Source organism: Arthrobacter rhizosphaerae, from assembly GCF_023062595.1.
GTDB lineage: Bacteria > Actinomycetota > Actinomycetes > Actinomycetales > Micrococcaceae > Arthrobacter > Arthrobacter rhizosphaerae.
Genome location: NZ_JALLAN010000018.1, coordinates 18,016 through 34,472, shown reverse-complemented (window position 1 = coordinate 34,472; position 16,457 = coordinate 18,016). Strand labels below are relative to the sequence as shown.

Sequence of the window (16,457 nt, the reverse complement as noted above, 5' to 3'; positions counted from 1 at the left end):
TCAATGACGTATTTCCTTGAGTACACCATCCCTGCCGGCCCGGACAACGCCGAGTTCGAGTTCCCGCACGATGAAATAAACGCCGGGGAAACCATTCCCCTCTCGGAAACCCGTGCCGAAATCGTCCATACTCCCGAACTGCCTGCCCGGACGGCGATCGTGGGGGCGACAGTTCCTGAGGCCAAGCTCGAGGCTGAACAACTCATTCTCCACAGCCGGGCGACGGAAGGATCTTTGTATGATGACCCCTCTAATTCGCTACAGGATGGAGTGGGCACGCTGGTAGCAACATTCGTGGAAGACCGCGGCTGGCAGGATGCCCAGCCCGAGGACTACGAGCCCGCGGAGCTGCCCGAGGACTAAGGTCGGGGGCTGCGGGACGCTGAAGTTCGGATCTGACCGGCAGACTTTTCTGCAACTGCCACCAGGACGAGCAAGTCCGTCCCAGTTCCTGGCTGGGCAGCATTGAGTCTCCCTAACCAAGTCGGCCCCGACCGGATTATTGAGGGATTCGTTTGGGGCATTCTTGTGTCGGGCTACCCCGGGTGCATTGGCCGCTTGCGCCGTGTGGTTTCACCACGGACAGCGGAGACTCCACTTTCGACCTGGCAAACTCGCGGTCACTGTCTCCTGGGCGTTGCTCTTCCGCGCGTGTTTGCTTGGCTTCCGGTGGTTATTGGTGGAAGTAGTGGTTTTGTCGGGGTTGTTGGGTGGGGTCGATGTGTGGTGGGGGGATGAACCAGGGGGTGCCGTGGGGCATGTGGATGGTCCATTGTTCTTTGTGGATGAGGTGGTGGTGGTGGCTGCAGAGGAGGGTGCCGTTGTCTGTGCTGGTGGGTCCGTGGTGTGACCAGTAGGTGGTGTGGTGGGCTTCGCACCAGGGGGCGGGGATGGTGCAGCCGGGGAAGGTGCAGCCTTGGTCGCGGGCGGTGATGGCTTTGCGGATGTGGGGTGGGAAGATCCGGGTGGTGCGGCCGATGTCCAGGATGCGGCCTTCGCTGCCGAGGAGGATGGGGATGATGTCGGCGTCGCAGGCGATTTTGCGGATGGTGGAGGCGGTGACGGGCCCGGTGAACGCGAACGTACCCGTGCCGGAGCCGGTGCCGGAACCGGAACGGGGGCATGACGGGCTGCCTGCGCGTGTGCCCGCGTAGGAGCCTGTGCGCCCGGTGCTTGGCTCGGTGCCGGTGCTGGCGCTGGTGGGGTTGAGGCGGGTGAGGAGGTCTTGGTAGTCGATGGTGACCATGACCTGGGGTCGGAGGCCTCCGGTGGTGGGGAGGTGGGTGGTGGTGAGGGCTGTTTTGCAGGCTCCGATGAGGCCGTCGAGGAGTTGCTGGGGCCGGGTCCGTCGGTCCAGGGCTACGGGTTCTCCGGCTGATTTGTCCGCTGCCAGGTCTGCGGCTGCTGCGTCTGCCCCTGTGCCTTCCGGTGGTGTGTGGAGGCGGGGGTTGGTGGCGGTGTTCATGGCGGTGAGGAGGTTTTCGAATTGGTCGGTGGTGGCGAAGATTTCGAGGTGGTGGAGTCCGCGGCGGGTGTGGCGGATGAAGGCTCCTTGGCGGTGGCGGAGTTCTTCTTCGGAGGGTTCGGCACCGTCCTGGTCGATCGCGTCGTTCCAGCGGCGGGTGATGCGGGTGAGGAAGTCCTGGTCTTCTGCGGTGGCGGTGCGGGTCAGGGCGTGTTCCATCCGTGCCAGGGTGTCCGGGTCCGTGACGTGTTCGGCGCGTTCGAGGGCAATGGTGATGATGGTCGCGGCGCGGGAGGGGATGGTCCCGGCGGCGAGGGCGGTGGCGAGTTCTTCCCTGGCGGGCGGGACGGTTTGGCCGGTGATTCCGGTGGAGGGCAGGAGCGCGGCGGCCAGGGCCAGGCGGCGTCGGGCTTCGGCGGCGCTGATCCGCAGCCGGGCCCGGAGGAACTCGGCAGTATTCCGGCAGCCATCCCCAACAGGCCCGGCAGAACCGGCCGGCACAGGAAAACCTGAAGACCTCTCAGGCACGGTCCCGGAAGGCCCGGGTCCGGCAGAAGCGGCAAGCACACCAGGTCCGGGAGACCCGCTAGCCACTGGTTCTGTGCCCCAGCCGGTGGTCCAGCCCTTCCCGGAACCGGCTCCTGTAGCGGCCTCGTGGCGGGTGCGGTCCACTGCTGCGGCGGCGAGGACCTGAAGGTATTCCACCGTCCGGGAGAGCTCCTCGACCTGGCCGGCGAAGTCCGCCGCGTGGGCGAAACCGGACAGCGCGAGCTCACCCGCCGCCGTCGTCCGCGCTGTTCCCAACAGCCCAAGACTCGCCGCCACCGCACCCGACACGCCGCCGTCGAACACCGCGGGGTCGCCAGCCAAGACGGCGGGGACGGTTAGCTCTTCCGGAACCAGTGCGCGTCGGGATGCGGCAGAGGCGGGCACCGCGCGGAGGCCCGCCCGCCCCGGAAAGGTGGGCGCTGCAAAACTGGATGCTGAATCCTGCTGGAAGCGGGCGTTGGAGAACAGCCCAAGGCGCGTGGCCTGCTTCGGGGCGTGTTCTCCAATGGCTTCCATGGAACAACTCTGCCAAAGGGGTACGACAATAAGCCCGAACGATCGAACCCCGAAAAACCCCAACGTCGAGCCACGAAAACGGGGACCAGCGAGCCCCGTCGACGCTGATCCCCTCGTCGCCGAGTCTTCGCGAGCCAAGCGAACCAATGATCGTCCGGCGTAGCCCGGAAGCCATGGAAGCCGATCGCGCGCTCGAACCCATGCTTGCCGCAACAAGATTGCTCGCCGCTGATTCCGGCGGCGCCGCCCAGCCGTGTCGACAGTCGCATTCTCATTTGCGCGCCCCGTAGAATCCGATCGGAGAGGGGAGGGACAGTTGTGCTCGAAGTGACGACGCCCGACGTCTCACGGCTCGCACAGGTCGGAGAGACGCTTGCACGATGGCAGGTGGATGGAGGCCCCGTCCACCTGCACCCTGGTGACCTCGGCTGGTATTCGCTGCGCGGCGCCGAGGAGACGGCATCGTCGATACGGATCTGGGCGGACGGTGCGACACCGTCCGCGATCGGCCTTCTTGACGGCCCGCAGCTCCTTCGTCTGGCGATCGACCCGACGCGACGGGACGACACCGGCCTTGCAACGCGGATCGCAGACTCGGTCGAAGACCCTGAAGGCGGCGTGTTCGCCCCCGGACAGGCAACGGTGGAGGCGCGAGGCGCTGATGCTCTGACGCGAACGCTGGGACGACAAGGCTGGCAAGAGGACGAACCGTGGATTCCATTGCGCTTCGATCTCTCCACACCTGTCCAGCCGGCCGGTACCCTCATCGAGACGATCGACGAGGACCGGGCCGGAGAATGGGTCGGCGTCCACTGGTCCGCATTCCGGGGCACTCCGCTCGATGATGGCGCGAGGCAGACGTTCGTCAACCGATGGCTGACGATGACCTCCGGGCCCTTCGCAGTGGCATCGCGTAACCTCGTCGCCTTCGATGAGAACGGCAAGGCGGTCGCGGTGACAACGGTATGGTCTGCCGGACCGGGGCGTCCCGGCCTCATCGAGCCTATGGGCGTGCACCGGGACCACCGTGGGCGCGGCTACGGGGCGGAGATCACCCGTGCGGGAGCGGCGGTGCTGCGGGAGATGGGTTCCTCCAGTGTCGTGGTGGCCGCCGAAGGAGCCAATAGCGGCGCTCTGGCAACCTACCTCGCGGCCGGGTTCGTTCCTGCCACGCCCGTCGTGGACATGTCACGCGGCGACTAGGGTATCTCTCCCAATAGAGTCGCCCAGGTAAGGGCGGCGTGGAGCCCATTGCCACGCAGAATCGCGCGTCGATCACGAACTATATGGGAGACAGACCCTAGTTAAGTACCCGAATCCCGTCGGGCAAGATGCCGCCAACCATCAAGTCAGCCGCGGTATCCGCCAAGGCCGTGAGGGCCACACGCTGGCTCCAAGGACCATAGGAAATTCTTGATACACCCAGTTCCTGGAGCTTTGCCGGCGGCAAGGATCCCGGTACGTTGATGACCGATACCTTGTTCCAGCCGATTCCCTCCACAAGCGCGGCAACTGTGGCTTCGTCGAGCAGGCCGGGAACAAAAACAGTGGTTGCGCCGACGTCGAGGTACGCGCGGCCGCGCTCGATTGCATCGGCTAAAACGTCAGCCGGGTTGCGGTCCTTGCCCCTAAGGAAAGCATCTGTGCGGGCGTTGAGGACGAAATCAATTCCCTCGGACTCTCCAGCCTCGATGACAGAAGCCATCTGGACGATCGCGTCGTCGATGGGTCGCATCTGGTCCTCGATGTTGGCGCCGACGATCCCGACGCCGATTGCCTTCCGCGTGGTTTCACCGGGGTCGCCGTAACCTGCCTCGAGGTCAGCTGAAACGGGGAGTTCTGTGACCGCGGCGATTCGTCCTACAGCTTCAACCATTAGCTCCATGGGGATGCTTTCGCCATCCTTGTAACCAAGTGACGCCGCGATTGAATGGCTGGCCGTTGCCAGGGCGGACGTGCCGGGGAGGTCTGCAATCACTTTGGCGGTAATGCAGTCCCAAACATTCACGAGCTGCAAAATCTGGGGTGCCTGGTGCAGGCGAAGGAGCTCCGCTGCTTTTGCGGTGGTGGATTCAGTCATAACCCGAGCCTAGCGTGCGGCCTTATCGCTAAACCTCCACGCCCTGCCTGAACCCCGCACCGTACGACGAATCCGCCAAGAGATCAGAACCATCAGCACGAAGCCTGGAACGCAGTGTTCCACTCTTCGGCTCGGCACTGTACAGCCCACGCTCCACCAACTCAGGAACCACCAGCTCCGCGAAGTCATTGAGCGATCCCGGGCTCACCAAAGGGTTGATGAGCTCATCGGGACACCTCGCTTTCTTCGATTTTTGAGGAACGGTCGACGGCGGTGCGTGGCCCGGTTTTGCCCGCGCCGTAGCGCAAACGGAAGTACAGGTAGCAACCCGCCACAAAGGCCAAGCCGATGGCCAGGGCCCCCACTTGATTGGGATCAATGGCCTGCCCAATGAGGGATACGAGGCAGATGGCGAAAGCCAGCAGCGGTACCAAGGGGAAGAACGGGGCGCGGTAGGGCAGCGTGGTGACGTCGCCACCGTCGCGCACAAAGGCCCGGCGATGGAAGAAATGCGATGCAACGATCGACATCCAGACGCCAACGGCTGCTAAGCCTGCAATGGAAACGAGCACAAGGTAAACAGTTTCGGCAGCCATGACGCTGGACAGTAGGGAAGCCAGCCCGCCCACCATGCTCACACTCAGGGCGATCAGCGGGATTCCGCGGCGCGTAACGCGGCGGAAGGCCTTCGGCGCGTGGCCTTCGTCTGCGAGGGAGAAGAGCATGCGTCCGCAAGAGAAGAGGCCGCTATTACCGGCAGAGAGAAGGGCAGTGATGATCACGAAGTTCATGATGTCGGCGGCGTAAGGCACACCCAGACCGCTGAAGACAGTGACGAAGGGGCTTTCATCCAGGCCTACCTGCCCGTAGGGAACCGTCGCCGCAATGACAGTGATTGCGCCGACAAAGAAGATCAGCAGGCGGAGCACGGTCGCGCGCAGGGCTTTTGGAATGGCCGTGGAGGGATCCTTGGTTTCGCCGGCTGCGACACCGATCAGTTCCGAACCCGAGAAGGCATAGAAGACGGCCAGCGTGGTTACCAGCACTCCTGTGAATCCGTTGGGAAAGAGACCGTCGGGCGTCACGAAATTAGTGAGCAGCAGGGGAGGGCCAGCGTCGGAGTTCAAGGGCCGGAAGCCGAACAGGGCCGCGCCGCCCAGGACGATCAGCGCCACGATGGCCGAAACCTTCACCAGCGAGAACCAGAACTCTGCCTCGCCGAAGAACTTGGCGGAGAATGCGTTGAGGCCGAAAACCAGGGCGGCGAACACCACACACCAGATCCAGACGTCGACTCCCGGGAACCACCGCTGCATCAGGATCCCGCTGGCGGTGAACTCAGAGCCCAGTGCCACTGCCCAGCAGAGCCAGTAAAGCCAGGCCGTGGTGAAGCCGGTTGCTGGGCCGATGGACCGTGCAGCATAGATGTGGAAGGCTCCGGCCACTGGATAGGCGACAGCAAGCTCGCCGAGGCAGGCCATCACCAGATACACCAGGAGGGCGCCCACCAGATAAGCGAGCACTGCTCCAAACGGACCGGCCTGCGAGATGGTGTAACCGGAGCTAAGGAACAGTCCGGAGCCGATCACGCCGCCCATGGCAATCATGATCAGGTGACGCGGACCCATGGTTCGCAGCAGCCCGCTGCTTTCCTGAGTTGTAGGGTCTGTGTGCGACGGGTCTGCTGCCGACAGGTCTGCGGGCTCGCTCGCCTGCGGTGGTTGCAAGGCCGTGCTTGAGTGTTGCGGCATTTCTAGGCTCCGGATCAGGGGGAGTGGCCGGGAAGTCGGACCACCTCACGCTAAGTCGGCAGCACCTCGGCATCCGCATTCGTTACAGAGTGTTGCAATATGCGCACACACAATTGCGCATTATTACCGGCACTTCAAGTTCCCGCGTGCTCCCGGCGCCCCGGTGTTCCCGGCGCCCCGGTGTTCCCCGCGCCCCAGTGTTCCCGGCGCCCCGGTTATTACGGATGCCGGACGCCTTTACCCTCCAGGATTGCGCGATATCCTTCGCGGTAAGTGGGATAGCTGAATTCGAAGCCCGTGTCGCGGAGACGCTGGTTGCTGCACCGTTTGTTGCCGCCACGGCCGGCCTGGCCAGCTGAGGCCTCAGGTTCCCGTGGTGCCGCCGGTGGGTGGGGGAGCCCCAGTTCCTCGGCCAGGAACCGCAGGACCTCACCCATCTCGGCTGGATGGTTGTCCACTCCCAAGTAAGCGGGATGGGGAGTGCCTTCCATGCTGCACAAGTGAACGATGGCCGCAGCAGCGTCATCCCTGTGGATACGGTTGGTGTAGCGGGCCTCGGCGGGAGTGGCAGCACTTCCGCTGCGTACCTGATCGATCAGGCGCGTCCGCCCTGGGCCGTAGATCCCGCCGAGGCGCAGCACCACGGTATCCGTGTCTGTTCCCTCGAAGTGGCGATGAAGCAGCTCTTCTGCCTCAAGGATGATGCGGCCGGAGAATCCGCCAGGGGCCGGCGTCGTGTCTTCAGTAACCCAGCCGCCGTCGGCGTCTCCGTAGACGGCCGTCGAGGAGACGAACAGCACGCGCCGGGGTCTGACATCGTCACGGTCCAGCGCACGCAAAACATTCGCAAGTCCGTCCACGTAGGCAGCGCGGTACGCTGCCTCGGCTGATGACTCTGCCGCAACGGCAATGACCACGGCTGAGGTGTCGGAGGATGCGGGTGGCAGGTTGGCCGACGTTAGGTCGGCGGAGACACCCTCAATTTCACCCGGAAGTTTCTCCGCTGAGCGCCGCCAACCCACCACCCGATGGCCGGCAGCGGCAAAACGCAGCCCGGCCTCGGTACCAAGATCGCCACAACCGGCCATAAGTACTGTCATGCTCGCCAGTCTGCCAGAGCGCTACTCTGTGGGCGTACTTAGTCTGGCCTACCCTGCTGAGGGCATACCTTGGCGCTTAGGTCAGGGGTGCGGGAACCGGGAAGAACACACGGGGATCCTGCAGCAAGGCCGGGTAGTCGAACGCGGAGCGGCTGATGACTTCGGTGACCTCGAAGTTGCGCCCGAAGCTGCCGTCCGGGAGCGTGATGGGGCGCCCCAGCACCTTGCCTACTGCGAACGATCCGCCGTCTTCCAAGGGGATGGCAACGTTTGACTTGCCTGGCAGGGTGCGGAAGGCCTCTTCCTGGCGCTGGCGCTTCCGGGACGGCTTCTTCACGAGTTGCTTGGGCGGCAGTTTCTTTGCCTGTTTGGCTGGACGCCTCGATCCAGTCTCGGCGTAAACAAACTGGTAGTCCTCGCCCTCGGGATCGTTGCCCGGAGCTGCTACAGCCCCGGAGCGGCTCACTGACGGCAGGCTGACGGTGTCAATTTTTTCGGGATCGGAATCGCCCACGGGTGCACGAAGAATCCAGAGCAGGTCCTCCTCAGGGTCTTCAGGGAGGAACACATGCTTTGGTTCGGGCCACACGTACTCAAGGTCCGCTGGCGTCCCCGGGAAAACCTCCGTATAAAAGCGCGGCTCCTTGCCGATGAGTTTGGAGCGGTGGCTCAGGTGAAGATCAGCATCGCCCAGCCACGGCGGCATCGGAATCTTTTCGGCGTAGGCACGGTGGGCTGCCTGCGGGGCAAACTCGGTGATTTTTTCCCGTGTTGTATCGGCGCCGCCGCGCACGGTCCATTCGTCCACCATGGCCAGGCCGTAGAGCGTCAGGGCGGGGACGTAACCCATCCACATCCGGGTTGCGGGGTGCGACTGCCAGCCGTACTCCGGAATGACCAGGGCACGCAGAATCTGCAGGGCTTCGACTCGTTGTTTGCCGAGACGGATGGGATCAAGGGCCGCTGCACTCTGGTGGAAATCTGGGTACGGGAGGAAGGTCTGCATCCCTCCAGTGTGGAGCCGCCGCCGTTAGAGTCCAAATGGCCGCCGGATACCCGAAAAAGGCATGGCTTATCATGGTTTGAGAAGTGCGCGGCGTAGCCTACTCGACCATATGGTGAGACACCAGCGACAACACGCCGTAGCAGGACTAAAATTAATAAACCCCACCAGCCGCCCGCCGCCCGGAAGAACTCCCATGACACTCACTCCAGCCGCGTTACCGCAGCCAAAGTACGGACAGATGCTCAGCCCGGACGCGAACGGCATTCTGGTGCTTGACGAATTCACCCTTGATCCCGCCGCTGCGATCAAGGAGCAGCATGGTTTCCGCGCCGCCCTCGGCTCCGTAGCCCAGGCGTTGAACCGTATTGTGGCGGCCCGGGTGATCATTGCGGTTGTGGCCATCGCCAACCTCCCGCTCTTCCTGCTCTCCACCGGCTGGTGGATCTACGGAGTTTCACTTGCCCTGGTCATTGGAGTCCACGCTTCAGTTTCCTGGCTGAACAAACATGAACCGAAGCTCCGCCAGCGCCATGAGCTGGAGCTCCACATGCACCGCGAGCGAAGTGATAACTACCGCAAAATGCGCAACGCCGTGAAGTTCGTCATTGATTCTCCTTCCCGCATGAACGAACAGCTCTACTTGGAGCTGCTCGCCGCCAAGCGCGTCGCCCTCCATCTCGCATTGGGTACGGTGGCATTGCTGGACACGAGTGACGACACCGCGTGGAAAGTCCAGATCGTCCGGGAACTGCCCGTCGCGGCCTAGCCAAGACAACCGCGCAGCCAACAGAGGCAAAGCTTTAAAATATCCCCAAAGCAGTACGACGCCGGAGAGTTCCCTCATGGGGGACGCTCCGGCGTCGTACTTCTCTTTTTGGACGAGGTACTACCCGTTTGCCTGGCTACGCCGGCAGCTGCAGTACCTGTCCCTCGAAGACCAGGTTAGGGTCCGCGAGCGTATCGAGGTTGGCGTCGGCAAGGGTCTGCCAACCGCCTGTGATGTTGAGCTTCTCGGCGACCTTGCTCAGGGTGTCGCCCTTCTCAACGGTGTAGGTCTTGCCGCTGAGCGGAACGGCGGCGGCATGGCGGGGTGCCGATTCGAGCGGGGCACCTTCGGCCGGGGCAACGGCGGCTATGGCCGGCACCTCCACGGGAACCTCGGCAGGAACCTGCTGGACCGGGACGCTTTGCGGAGCTGTCGCCGTCGCGCCCCCGCTCAAACCGAGCTGGGCTGCGCAGGACGGCCAGGCTCCCCAGCCCTGGCTGGCCTGGACCTGCTCGGCTACTGCGATCTGCTGTTCGCGGCTGGCATCAGCCGCTGACCCTGTGCCTCCGTAGGCAGCCCAAGTGCTCGAGCTGAACTGCAGGCCGCCGGTGTAGCCGTTACCCGTATTTGTGCTCCAGTTTCCGCCGCTCTCGCACTGGGCAAGGGCGTCCCAAGTGTTTGTGGGAGCAGCGGTTGTGGCGTTGGCGGCGGTTGCAGATAGGGCGAGCCCCGCAACGGAAACGGCGGCCACAGTGACTCCACGGCGCGCGGCAGTAGTAAGAGTTGATGATTTCATGGGTGAGGATGCTCCTGAGGGCCACCTGCGCTCGATCCGTCCCCGGAGGTCGTTGCGCCACTGCCCGCCCCTGACAAATAGAGGTCGTATTCGGTGTCTGCCGGCCGGGCAGTATCTGGTAGTGGCAGCACCGGGCATTCTTGGTCCCGCTTGGCGGGCCTGTCTTCCACGCTAGGACAGCTGGTTGCGGAAGCCAAATCGTCAACCACGAAGGTGTGTCGTGCCCGCGCCGAACAGCCCCGACGCGCGCCGCCGAGCCTCCCCGCCGCGCGGCACCCGAGCCAGCTCATCACCCCGGATCTTTTTTGCCGCCGGGCGACTATTCTTGCCAGATGACCACGCACGACGACGGCGCTGACCTGCCGCTTGAAGACTCCCTTACGTCCGAGCCGGAACATAATCCTCCGGGGATGCTGCCGGTGGCGGAATTGCATTTGCACATTGAGGGGACGCTCGAGCCGGAGCTGATTTTCGCGCTGGCCGAACGCAACGGAATCCAACTGCCGTACGCGAATCTGGACGAGCTCCGGGCGCGGTACGAGTTCACTGATCTCCAGTCGTTCCTGGATCTCTACTACGCAAACATGTCCGTGCTGCAGACGGAACAGGATTTCGCTGACATGACCCGCGCCTATCTGGCCCGGGCTGCACAGGCGGGGGTTCGGCATGCGGAAATCATGATGGATCCGCAGGCCCATCTGGCGCGCGGCATTTCCCTCGAAACGTGCGTCAAGGGTGTCTCCTCGGTCCTTGCTACGTCAGAACAGGAATTCGGCATCTCCACCCTGCTCATCGCTGCGTTCTTGCGTGACTTGAGCGAGGAGTCGGCGCTCGCTGTACTCGAGCACCTACTGGCTATGGAAGCGCCCATCTCGGCGATAGGACTGGATTCAGCGGAAGTGGGAAATCCGCCCGCGAAGTTCGAGCGGCTCTTTGCGATGGCACGTGATGCCGGCCTTCACCTGATTGCCCATGCCGGGGAGGAGGGCCCTCCGGAATATATTGTGGAAGCCCTTGACGTTCTGGGCGTGGAGCGGATCGACCACGGAATCCGCTGTATGGAAGATCCTGCGCTGGTGGAACGTCTGGTGGCCGAGTGGGTTCCGCTGACGGTGTGCCCGCTTTCGAACGTGCGGCTCAGGGCGGTGGATTCTTTGGCCAAACACCCGCTGCCTGAGATGCTGGCGGTTGGGCTGAACGTTTCCGTGAACTCGGATGATCCGGCCTACTTTGGCGGCTACGTGGACGACAATTTCACGGAGCTGCAGGAAGTGCTGGGGCTCTCCGAGTTTGACCGCGTGCGCCTTGCCTCAAATTCCATCCGGTCCTCGTTTGCATCCGAGGAACGGAAGGCCGAACTACTGGCAGAGCTGGGCTATTCGGGCGCCTGATAAGCAGACTGTCTATGTACTTCTTTACTTGCGAATCGCCCAACGACTCCGTGAGGCGACAGAATAAGGGTTACTGATGGGTAAACAGGATAAACGCCCCGTTTCGGCTGTCACAGTGGTTCACGACACACAGAGTTAACCGTTTCCAATGGGCTAATTTAATAATTCCTTGGCAAAATTGCTGGTGCATCAATCGCTTCTAAAGGAGACCCATGGGGAACACCGCTGAAAACACCAACCTTCGCCTGAAAGCCGTGCTTGAGGTTCTAGCCGAAGGGGTGTGGTCCGGCGAATCGGCGAACGCCGGCGCCGTGCTGGGCGAAGCAACGGGCCGCGTTCCTTTCAACGAACATGAGGGAGTGCTGCTGAGCGGTGGCATTCCCCGGGGCCACAAGACGCTGACCTCGGCGACCGCCAAGCTCGTGAAAGCAGGGTGGCTGGTCAAGGGCCGTTCAGGCTGGACCATCACCGACGACGGCCTGCGCGCAACTGTCGCCTTCCCGGACGCTTCTGCGTTTGGGGCAGCGCTCGACGCCGGCACTCCCGTTCCGGCTGACCTTCCCGTTCCCACGGTGGCACCTGCCCACCTGGCGGCGAAGAAGGCAGCGCCGAAGAAGGCAGCGCCGAAGAAGGCCGAGGACAAGAAGCCTGCTGCCAAGAAAGCTGCGAAGGTGGCAGACAAGGTACAGGACAAGGCCACTCAGCTGATCGAGGACGTTGTGAAGCCGGTGGCGAAGGCCGTCCGGACCCGCAAGCCTGCTGCCAAGAAGGCAGGGTCCGTCGCTCCAACGGTTGTTCCCGACGTCGAAGCAGCTTCTGCTGTCGCTGCGCCGGCAACTGCCGTGGAGACGTTTGACCAGCCCGAGGCAGTCGCCGTCGCCGGTGATTTCAACACGCTTCTTGGCGCGCCGGACAACTGGGCCCCGCAGTACGACGAGGCCCAGCTGGAGTTGGATCAGCTGGACCAGCTGTGGAAGCTTTCTGCTGATCTGCCGGCCGGCTACTACACCTTCAAGATCGCGCTCAACCGTTCCTGGGATGAGAACTACGGTGCGTTTGGTGCGTTCGACGGGCCGAACCACGAACTGCACCACGTCGGCGGACCGTTGACCATCCAGTACGATCACCGCACCCACGACATCCGCTACTCGTAATCACCTTTACTTAGCCCTGCTATTCGGGGTTTGAGAGCCGGATCCGCCCAACGGATCCGGCTCTTCCGTTTTCCCGTAGGAGGCGGGATTTCCGACATCCTCAGCTGTGTTCACCGTTCATCCGGTAACCCAACATTCCAACGAATTAAACGCTGGCGAAACCCAAAGGCATCGTCCGAGAATAAAGATGTTAGGTGACGGCATGCGTCGGTCTCAGCAAGCTGCCCGGATCCGACTATGAGTGGAGTTACCCAAATGAACCCTGGAGATGTCGCCTGGATCCTCGCGAGTTCCGCGTTGGTCTGCATGATGATCCCCGCCCTGGCGCTTTTTTATGGTGGCATGGTGGGATCTCGCCGCATCCTGAACATGATGATGATGTGCTTCGGCGGTGCGAGTCTAGTGGCCGTACTGTGGGCATTTTTCGGTTATTCGATGTCCTTCGGAAACTCGGTGGGCGGACTTGGCCTGATCGGGGATGTCAGCGAGTACCTGGGCATGGACAAGTTGCTGGTCGAGGACCCGGACGCCGCCATACCGCCGGCCCTCTTCGCAGCCTTCCAGCTGTTTTTTGCTTGCGTCACCACGGCCCTGGTCGCTGGTGCCGCTGCCGGTCGCATGAAGTTCGGGGCATGGATGGTCTTTGCCGGAGTGTGGGCCACGCTGGTCTACTTCCCCATCGCCCACTGGGTCTTTGCCTTCACCTCCGCGGATGGCTCAGTCACCGGTGGCTGGATAGCGAGCGGGATCAAGGCTATCGACTTTGCCGGCGGAACGGCTGTGCACATGAACGCCGGCGTCGCAGCCCTCGCACTGGCCCTTGTTCTTGGCCGCAGTTCCGGTTGGCCCAAGATGGAACACACCAAGCCGCATAGCCGGCCACTGGTACTCGTCGGCGCAGGCCTGCTGTGGGTTGGATGGTTCGGCTTCAATGCCGGTTCGGCCCTGAGCGCAGGCCAATCGGCGTCGGTAGTTTTCCTTAACACTGCCGTCGCCGCGGCTGCAGGTTTGCTCGCCTGGGCCTTGGTCGAGCGGTTGCGGAGGGGTGCGGCCACGAGCATGGGCGCAGCTTCCGGGCTCGTCTCGGCGCTCGTTGCGATCACCCCTGCCTGTGGGGCAGTGAGCCCGCTGGGTGCTGTTGCCATCGGTGCAATTGCCGGTGCAGTCTGCTCACTGGCCATTGAATGGAAGTTCCGGCTCGGCTTCGATGATTCGCTCGACGTCGTTGGTGTGCACCTGGTGGGTGGCATCATCGGCACACTCCTGGTGGGCTTCTTCGCCACGGACAGTGCCCCCAACGGAGTCAGCGGCCTCTTCTACGGCGGCGGGCCACAGCAGCTGGGTATCCAGGCTGTGGCGACGGGCGCAGTGCTGGCATATTCGTTCATCCTGACCTGGGTTATTGCCAAGGTCCTGGACATGACGATTGGCCTTCGTATCCACGAAGAGGACGAACTGCGCGGCATCGACCTCGCTGCCCATGCTGAGGATGCTTACCTCACTGACGAAGACCCGGTGAACCTGGGATCTGCCACCAGCCGGCCATGACAAGCTGACGCCACAGGATCACAACATACGACAGCCCGCCAATGCTCCAAGCACTGGCGGGCTGTCCTGTCGAATGGGGGTGCTGCCCCTTGAAAACCGGCGTTAGCCCCTAGAACCTTGTGGGGTCCGGATTTGGCGGAACAGGCCCCGGATCCGGGATGGGCAGAGGCCCGGGAGTTGGCGGATTCGGTTCCGGTGAAGGAGTCGGTTCCGGCGGGAACGGGTTGGTGGGATCGGGCGATCCCGGATGGGGGCCAGGTTCCGGCGGGAAGGGATCAGGTTCGCGGGTAGGTGGGATAGTCATGGTGCCCCCTCAATGGTGGCTCGGTTCCGATTGTTGGACGGCGACATCAGGATACGTCCGGACCATGCCGAATAACAGGCCAGCTCTAAAGAACAAGCCACCCAGGGAACTCAGCCAGGCTCCAGAGAACTCGGCGGTGCCCCAGAGAACTCAGCCGAGCCGGCGGAAAACCTTCAGTTCCCATGGCTTGAGGTGCAGGTCGGGCCTGGAAGTGTAGTTACCCAACACCTGTTCTGCCTCGGCCCAGCTTTTATCTACCTGTGGAGTTTGTTCCGAGCCGGAGAAGTTCGCCAACACCAGGATTTCAACGCCCGGCAGCGAGCGGCGGTAGGCGTAGACGTGGGGGTCATCGGGCAGCAGCATGGTGAAGTCGCCGTCGGAGATCACCGGATCCTCATGACGGAACGCGATGACCTTCTGGTAGAAACTGAACACCGAGTCCGGATCATCCACCTGGGCTGCGGCGTTGATGTGGTTGGCATTCGGGTTGACAGAGATCCAGGGGGATCCCGTGGTGAACCCGCCGTGCCGGGTAGCATCCCACTGGACCGGCGTGCGGGCGTTGTCCCGGTTCAGCGGGGCCAGGGCAGCGAGGACCTCGGCATCGGTGTGCCCCAAGTGGGTGGTGGCTTCCCGGTGATGGTTGAGCACCTCGATGTCCCGGTAATCGCTGATGGCCCCGAATGTCATGTTGGTCATTCCCAGTTCCTCGCCCTGGTACACGTATGGTGTGCCGCGGTGGAGGTGCAGGACGCCGGCGAGCATCTTCGCGGACAACTCACGGTACTGCCCGTCGTCGCCAAATCTTGAGACTGCGCGCGCCTGGTCGTGGTTTCCCCAATAGAAGCTGTTCCACCCGCGTTCGGCCAGGGCATCCTGCCAACGGCCCAGGGAACTCTTCAACTCGGTCAGTTCCAGCTTCTTGGGACGCCATTTGTTGCCTTGCTCCTGGTCCAACGCGACGTGCTCGAACTGGAACACCATGTCCACTTCTTTTCGCTCTGGGTCCGTGAACAGCACCGCGTCCTCCACCGTCACGCCGGGCATTTCACCCACGGTCAGCAGTGGCTTGTCGCGGCCGGCGAAGACTTCCCGGTGCATCTCGCGCAGGAATTCATGGATGCGCGGTCCGGACAGGTAGTAGGGGCTGCCGTCGCCGTAAAGCTTGCCGTCACCACGTGGCCCGTCTGGTAGCGCGGTGTCCTTCGAGATGAAATTAATGACATCCATGCGGAAGCCATCCACGCCCCGGTCCAGCCACCAGTTCATCATGTCGTACACGGACGCCCGCACCTCCGGGTTTTCCCAGTTGAGGTCGGGCTGCTTCTTGGCGAACAGGTGCAGGTAGTACTCGCCGGTGGCGTCGTCGTAGTCCCAGGCGGGACCTGAAAAAGCAGACCCCCAGTTGTTGGGTTCCGCGCCTGGTGTTCCGGGTTCGACGCCGTCACGCGGCTGGCGCCACCAGTACCAGTCCCGCTTCGGGTTATCCCTGGAGGAGCGGGATTCCACAAACCAGGGGTGCTCGTCCGAGGTGTGGTTCACCACGAGGTCCATGACCAGCTTCATGCCCCTCTTATGGAGTCCCTCGCTCAGTTCCTGAAGCTCGTCAAGGGTACCGAAAATGGGGTCAACGCTGCGGTAGTCGCTGATGTCGTAGCCGTTATCGTCCTGCGGCGAGGCGTAGATGGGGGAGAGCCAGACGACGTCGACCCCCAGCGTGTGCAGGTAATCCAGTTTGCTGATGATGCCGCGCAGATCGCCAATCCCGTCTCCGTTGGAATCAGCGAAGCTACGGGGATAGATCTGATAAACGACGGCGCCGTGGAACCAGTCCCTGCCCGCCTCCAGTTCACCGTTGTCCTCAGAGCCTGTTGAAGATTCGTTTGCCGGTTCCATTTGGATCGTCATCGCTGTTCTCCTCATTAGCCTTGGTCAACGGTTCCGATTATTGACCAGATGCCACAGGCGGGCAACGAACCCTCCCTCGCCTATCCCCCCTGTTTAACGACGTTCGTTACGTGGGCAACGTTT

The 16,457-nt window shown here is 62.9% G+C and carries 15 protein-coding genes; 6 read left to right on the top strand and 9 right to left on the bottom strand.

The window, feature by feature from the left end:
• Positions 1-3 precede the first annotated feature (3 nt).
• Positions 4-363 carry a hypothetical protein gene (locus MU551_RS19800; RefSeq protein ID WP_247048266.1) on the top strand — a complete coding sequence of 120 codons (360 nt, stop codon included), beginning with the start codon at positions 4-6 and terminating at the stop codon, positions 361-363.
• Positions 364-673: 310 nt separating this feature from the next.
• On the opposite strand, the gene MU551_RS19795 is transcribed toward MU551_RS19800, so the two are convergent.
• The gene (locus tag MU551_RS19795; RefSeq protein WP_247048265.1) at positions 674-2,530 is read right to left on the bottom strand and encodes an HNH endonuclease signature motif containing protein; all 1,857 of its coding nucleotides are present in this window, start codon (positions 2,528-2,530) and stop codon (positions 674-676) included.
• Positions 2,531-2,848: 318 nt separating this feature from the next.
• Here MU551_RS19795 and MU551_RS23530 point away from each other — a divergent pair, with 318 nt between their 5' ends.
• Entirely contained in the window at positions 2,849-3,733 is an 885-nt protein-coding gene (locus MU551_RS23530; protein ID WP_247048264.1) for a GNAT family N-acetyltransferase, read from the top strand.
• Positions 3,734-3,830: 97 nt separating this feature from the next.
• Here MU551_RS23530 and MU551_RS19785 read toward each other — a convergent pair whose 3' ends face one another.
• The 5 genes from MU551_RS19785 to MU551_RS19765 form a co-directional block, all read right to left on the bottom strand.
• Positions 3,831-4,610: an isocitrate lyase/PEP mutase family protein gene (locus MU551_RS19785; protein ID WP_247048263.1), complete on the bottom strand. Its 780-nt coding sequence runs from the start codon at positions 4,608-4,610 to the stop codon at positions 3,831-3,833.
• A gap of 28 nt (positions 4,611-4,638) precedes the next feature.
• On the bottom strand, positions 4,639-4,818 hold the full coding sequence (locus MU551_RS19780) for a hypothetical protein (protein WP_247048262.1): 180 nt from the start codon (positions 4,816-4,818) through the stop codon (positions 4,639-4,641).
• A 16-nt stretch (positions 4,819-4,834) separates the two neighbouring features.
• Positions 4,835-6,361, bottom strand: coding sequence for an amino acid permease (locus MU551_RS19775; protein ID WP_247048261.1), 1,527 nt, complete (start codon positions 6,359-6,361; stop codon positions 4,835-4,837).
• A gap of 218 nt (positions 6,362-6,579) precedes the next feature.
• A complete protein-coding gene (locus tag MU551_RS19770; RefSeq protein ID WP_247048260.1) occupies positions 6,580-7,461 on the bottom strand; it encodes an SDR family oxidoreductase in 882 nt (293 codons plus the stop codon).
• 76 nt (positions 7,462-7,537) lie between these two features.
• A complete protein-coding gene (locus tag MU551_RS19765) occupies positions 7,538-8,467 on the bottom strand; it encodes an MSMEG_6728 family protein (RefSeq protein ID WP_247048259.1) in 930 nt (309 codons plus the stop codon).
• Positions 8,468-8,660: 193 nt separating this feature from the next.
• Between MU551_RS19765 and MU551_RS19760 the strand changes: the two genes are divergently transcribed.
• On the top strand, positions 8,661-9,233 hold the full coding sequence (locus MU551_RS19760; protein ID WP_247048258.1) for a hypothetical protein: 573 nt from the start codon (positions 8,661-8,663) through the stop codon (positions 9,231-9,233).
• Between the two features lie 136 nt (positions 9,234-9,369).
• On the opposite strand, the gene MU551_RS19755 is transcribed toward MU551_RS19760, so the two are convergent.
• Positions 9,370-10,029, bottom strand: a complete 660-nt coding sequence (locus tag MU551_RS19755) for a LysM peptidoglycan-binding domain-containing protein (RefSeq protein ID WP_247048257.1) — start codon at positions 10,027-10,029, stop codon at positions 9,370-9,372.
• A 410-nt stretch (positions 10,030-10,439) separates the two neighbouring features.
• Between MU551_RS19755 and MU551_RS19750 the strand changes: the two genes are divergently transcribed.
• The 3 genes from MU551_RS19750 to MU551_RS19740 all read left to right on the top strand — a co-directional run bounded on the left by MU551_RS19750 (position 10,440) and on the right by MU551_RS19740 (position 14,122).
• Positions 10,440-11,420 carry an adenosine deaminase gene (locus tag MU551_RS19750; RefSeq protein WP_247048317.1) on the top strand — a complete coding sequence of 327 codons (981 nt, stop codon included), beginning with the start codon at positions 10,440-10,442 and terminating at the stop codon, positions 11,418-11,420.
• A 212-nt stretch (positions 11,421-11,632) separates the two neighbouring features.
• Positions 11,633-12,574 (top strand): pullulanase X25 domain-containing protein, encoded by a 942-nt coding sequence (locus MU551_RS19745; RefSeq protein WP_247048256.1) that lies wholly within the window; start codon positions 11,633-11,635, stop codon positions 12,572-12,574.
• 255 nt (positions 12,575-12,829) lie between these two features.
• Positions 12,830-14,122 (top strand): ammonium transporter, encoded by a 1,293-nt coding sequence (locus MU551_RS19740; RefSeq protein ID WP_247048255.1) that lies wholly within the window; start codon positions 12,830-12,832, stop codon positions 14,120-14,122.
• Positions 14,123-14,231: 109 nt separating this feature from the next.
• On the opposite strand, the gene MU551_RS19735 is transcribed toward MU551_RS19740, so the two are convergent.
• Positions 14,232-14,426, bottom strand: a complete 195-nt coding sequence (locus tag MU551_RS19735; RefSeq protein WP_247048319.1) for a hypothetical protein — start codon at positions 14,424-14,426, stop codon at positions 14,232-14,234.
• A gap of 150 nt (positions 14,427-14,576) precedes the next feature.
• A complete protein-coding gene (locus tag MU551_RS19730) occupies positions 14,577-16,334 on the bottom strand; it encodes a glycoside hydrolase family 13 protein (protein ID WP_247048254.1) in 1,758 nt (585 codons plus the stop codon).
• Positions 16,335-16,457: the final 123 nt, after the last annotated feature.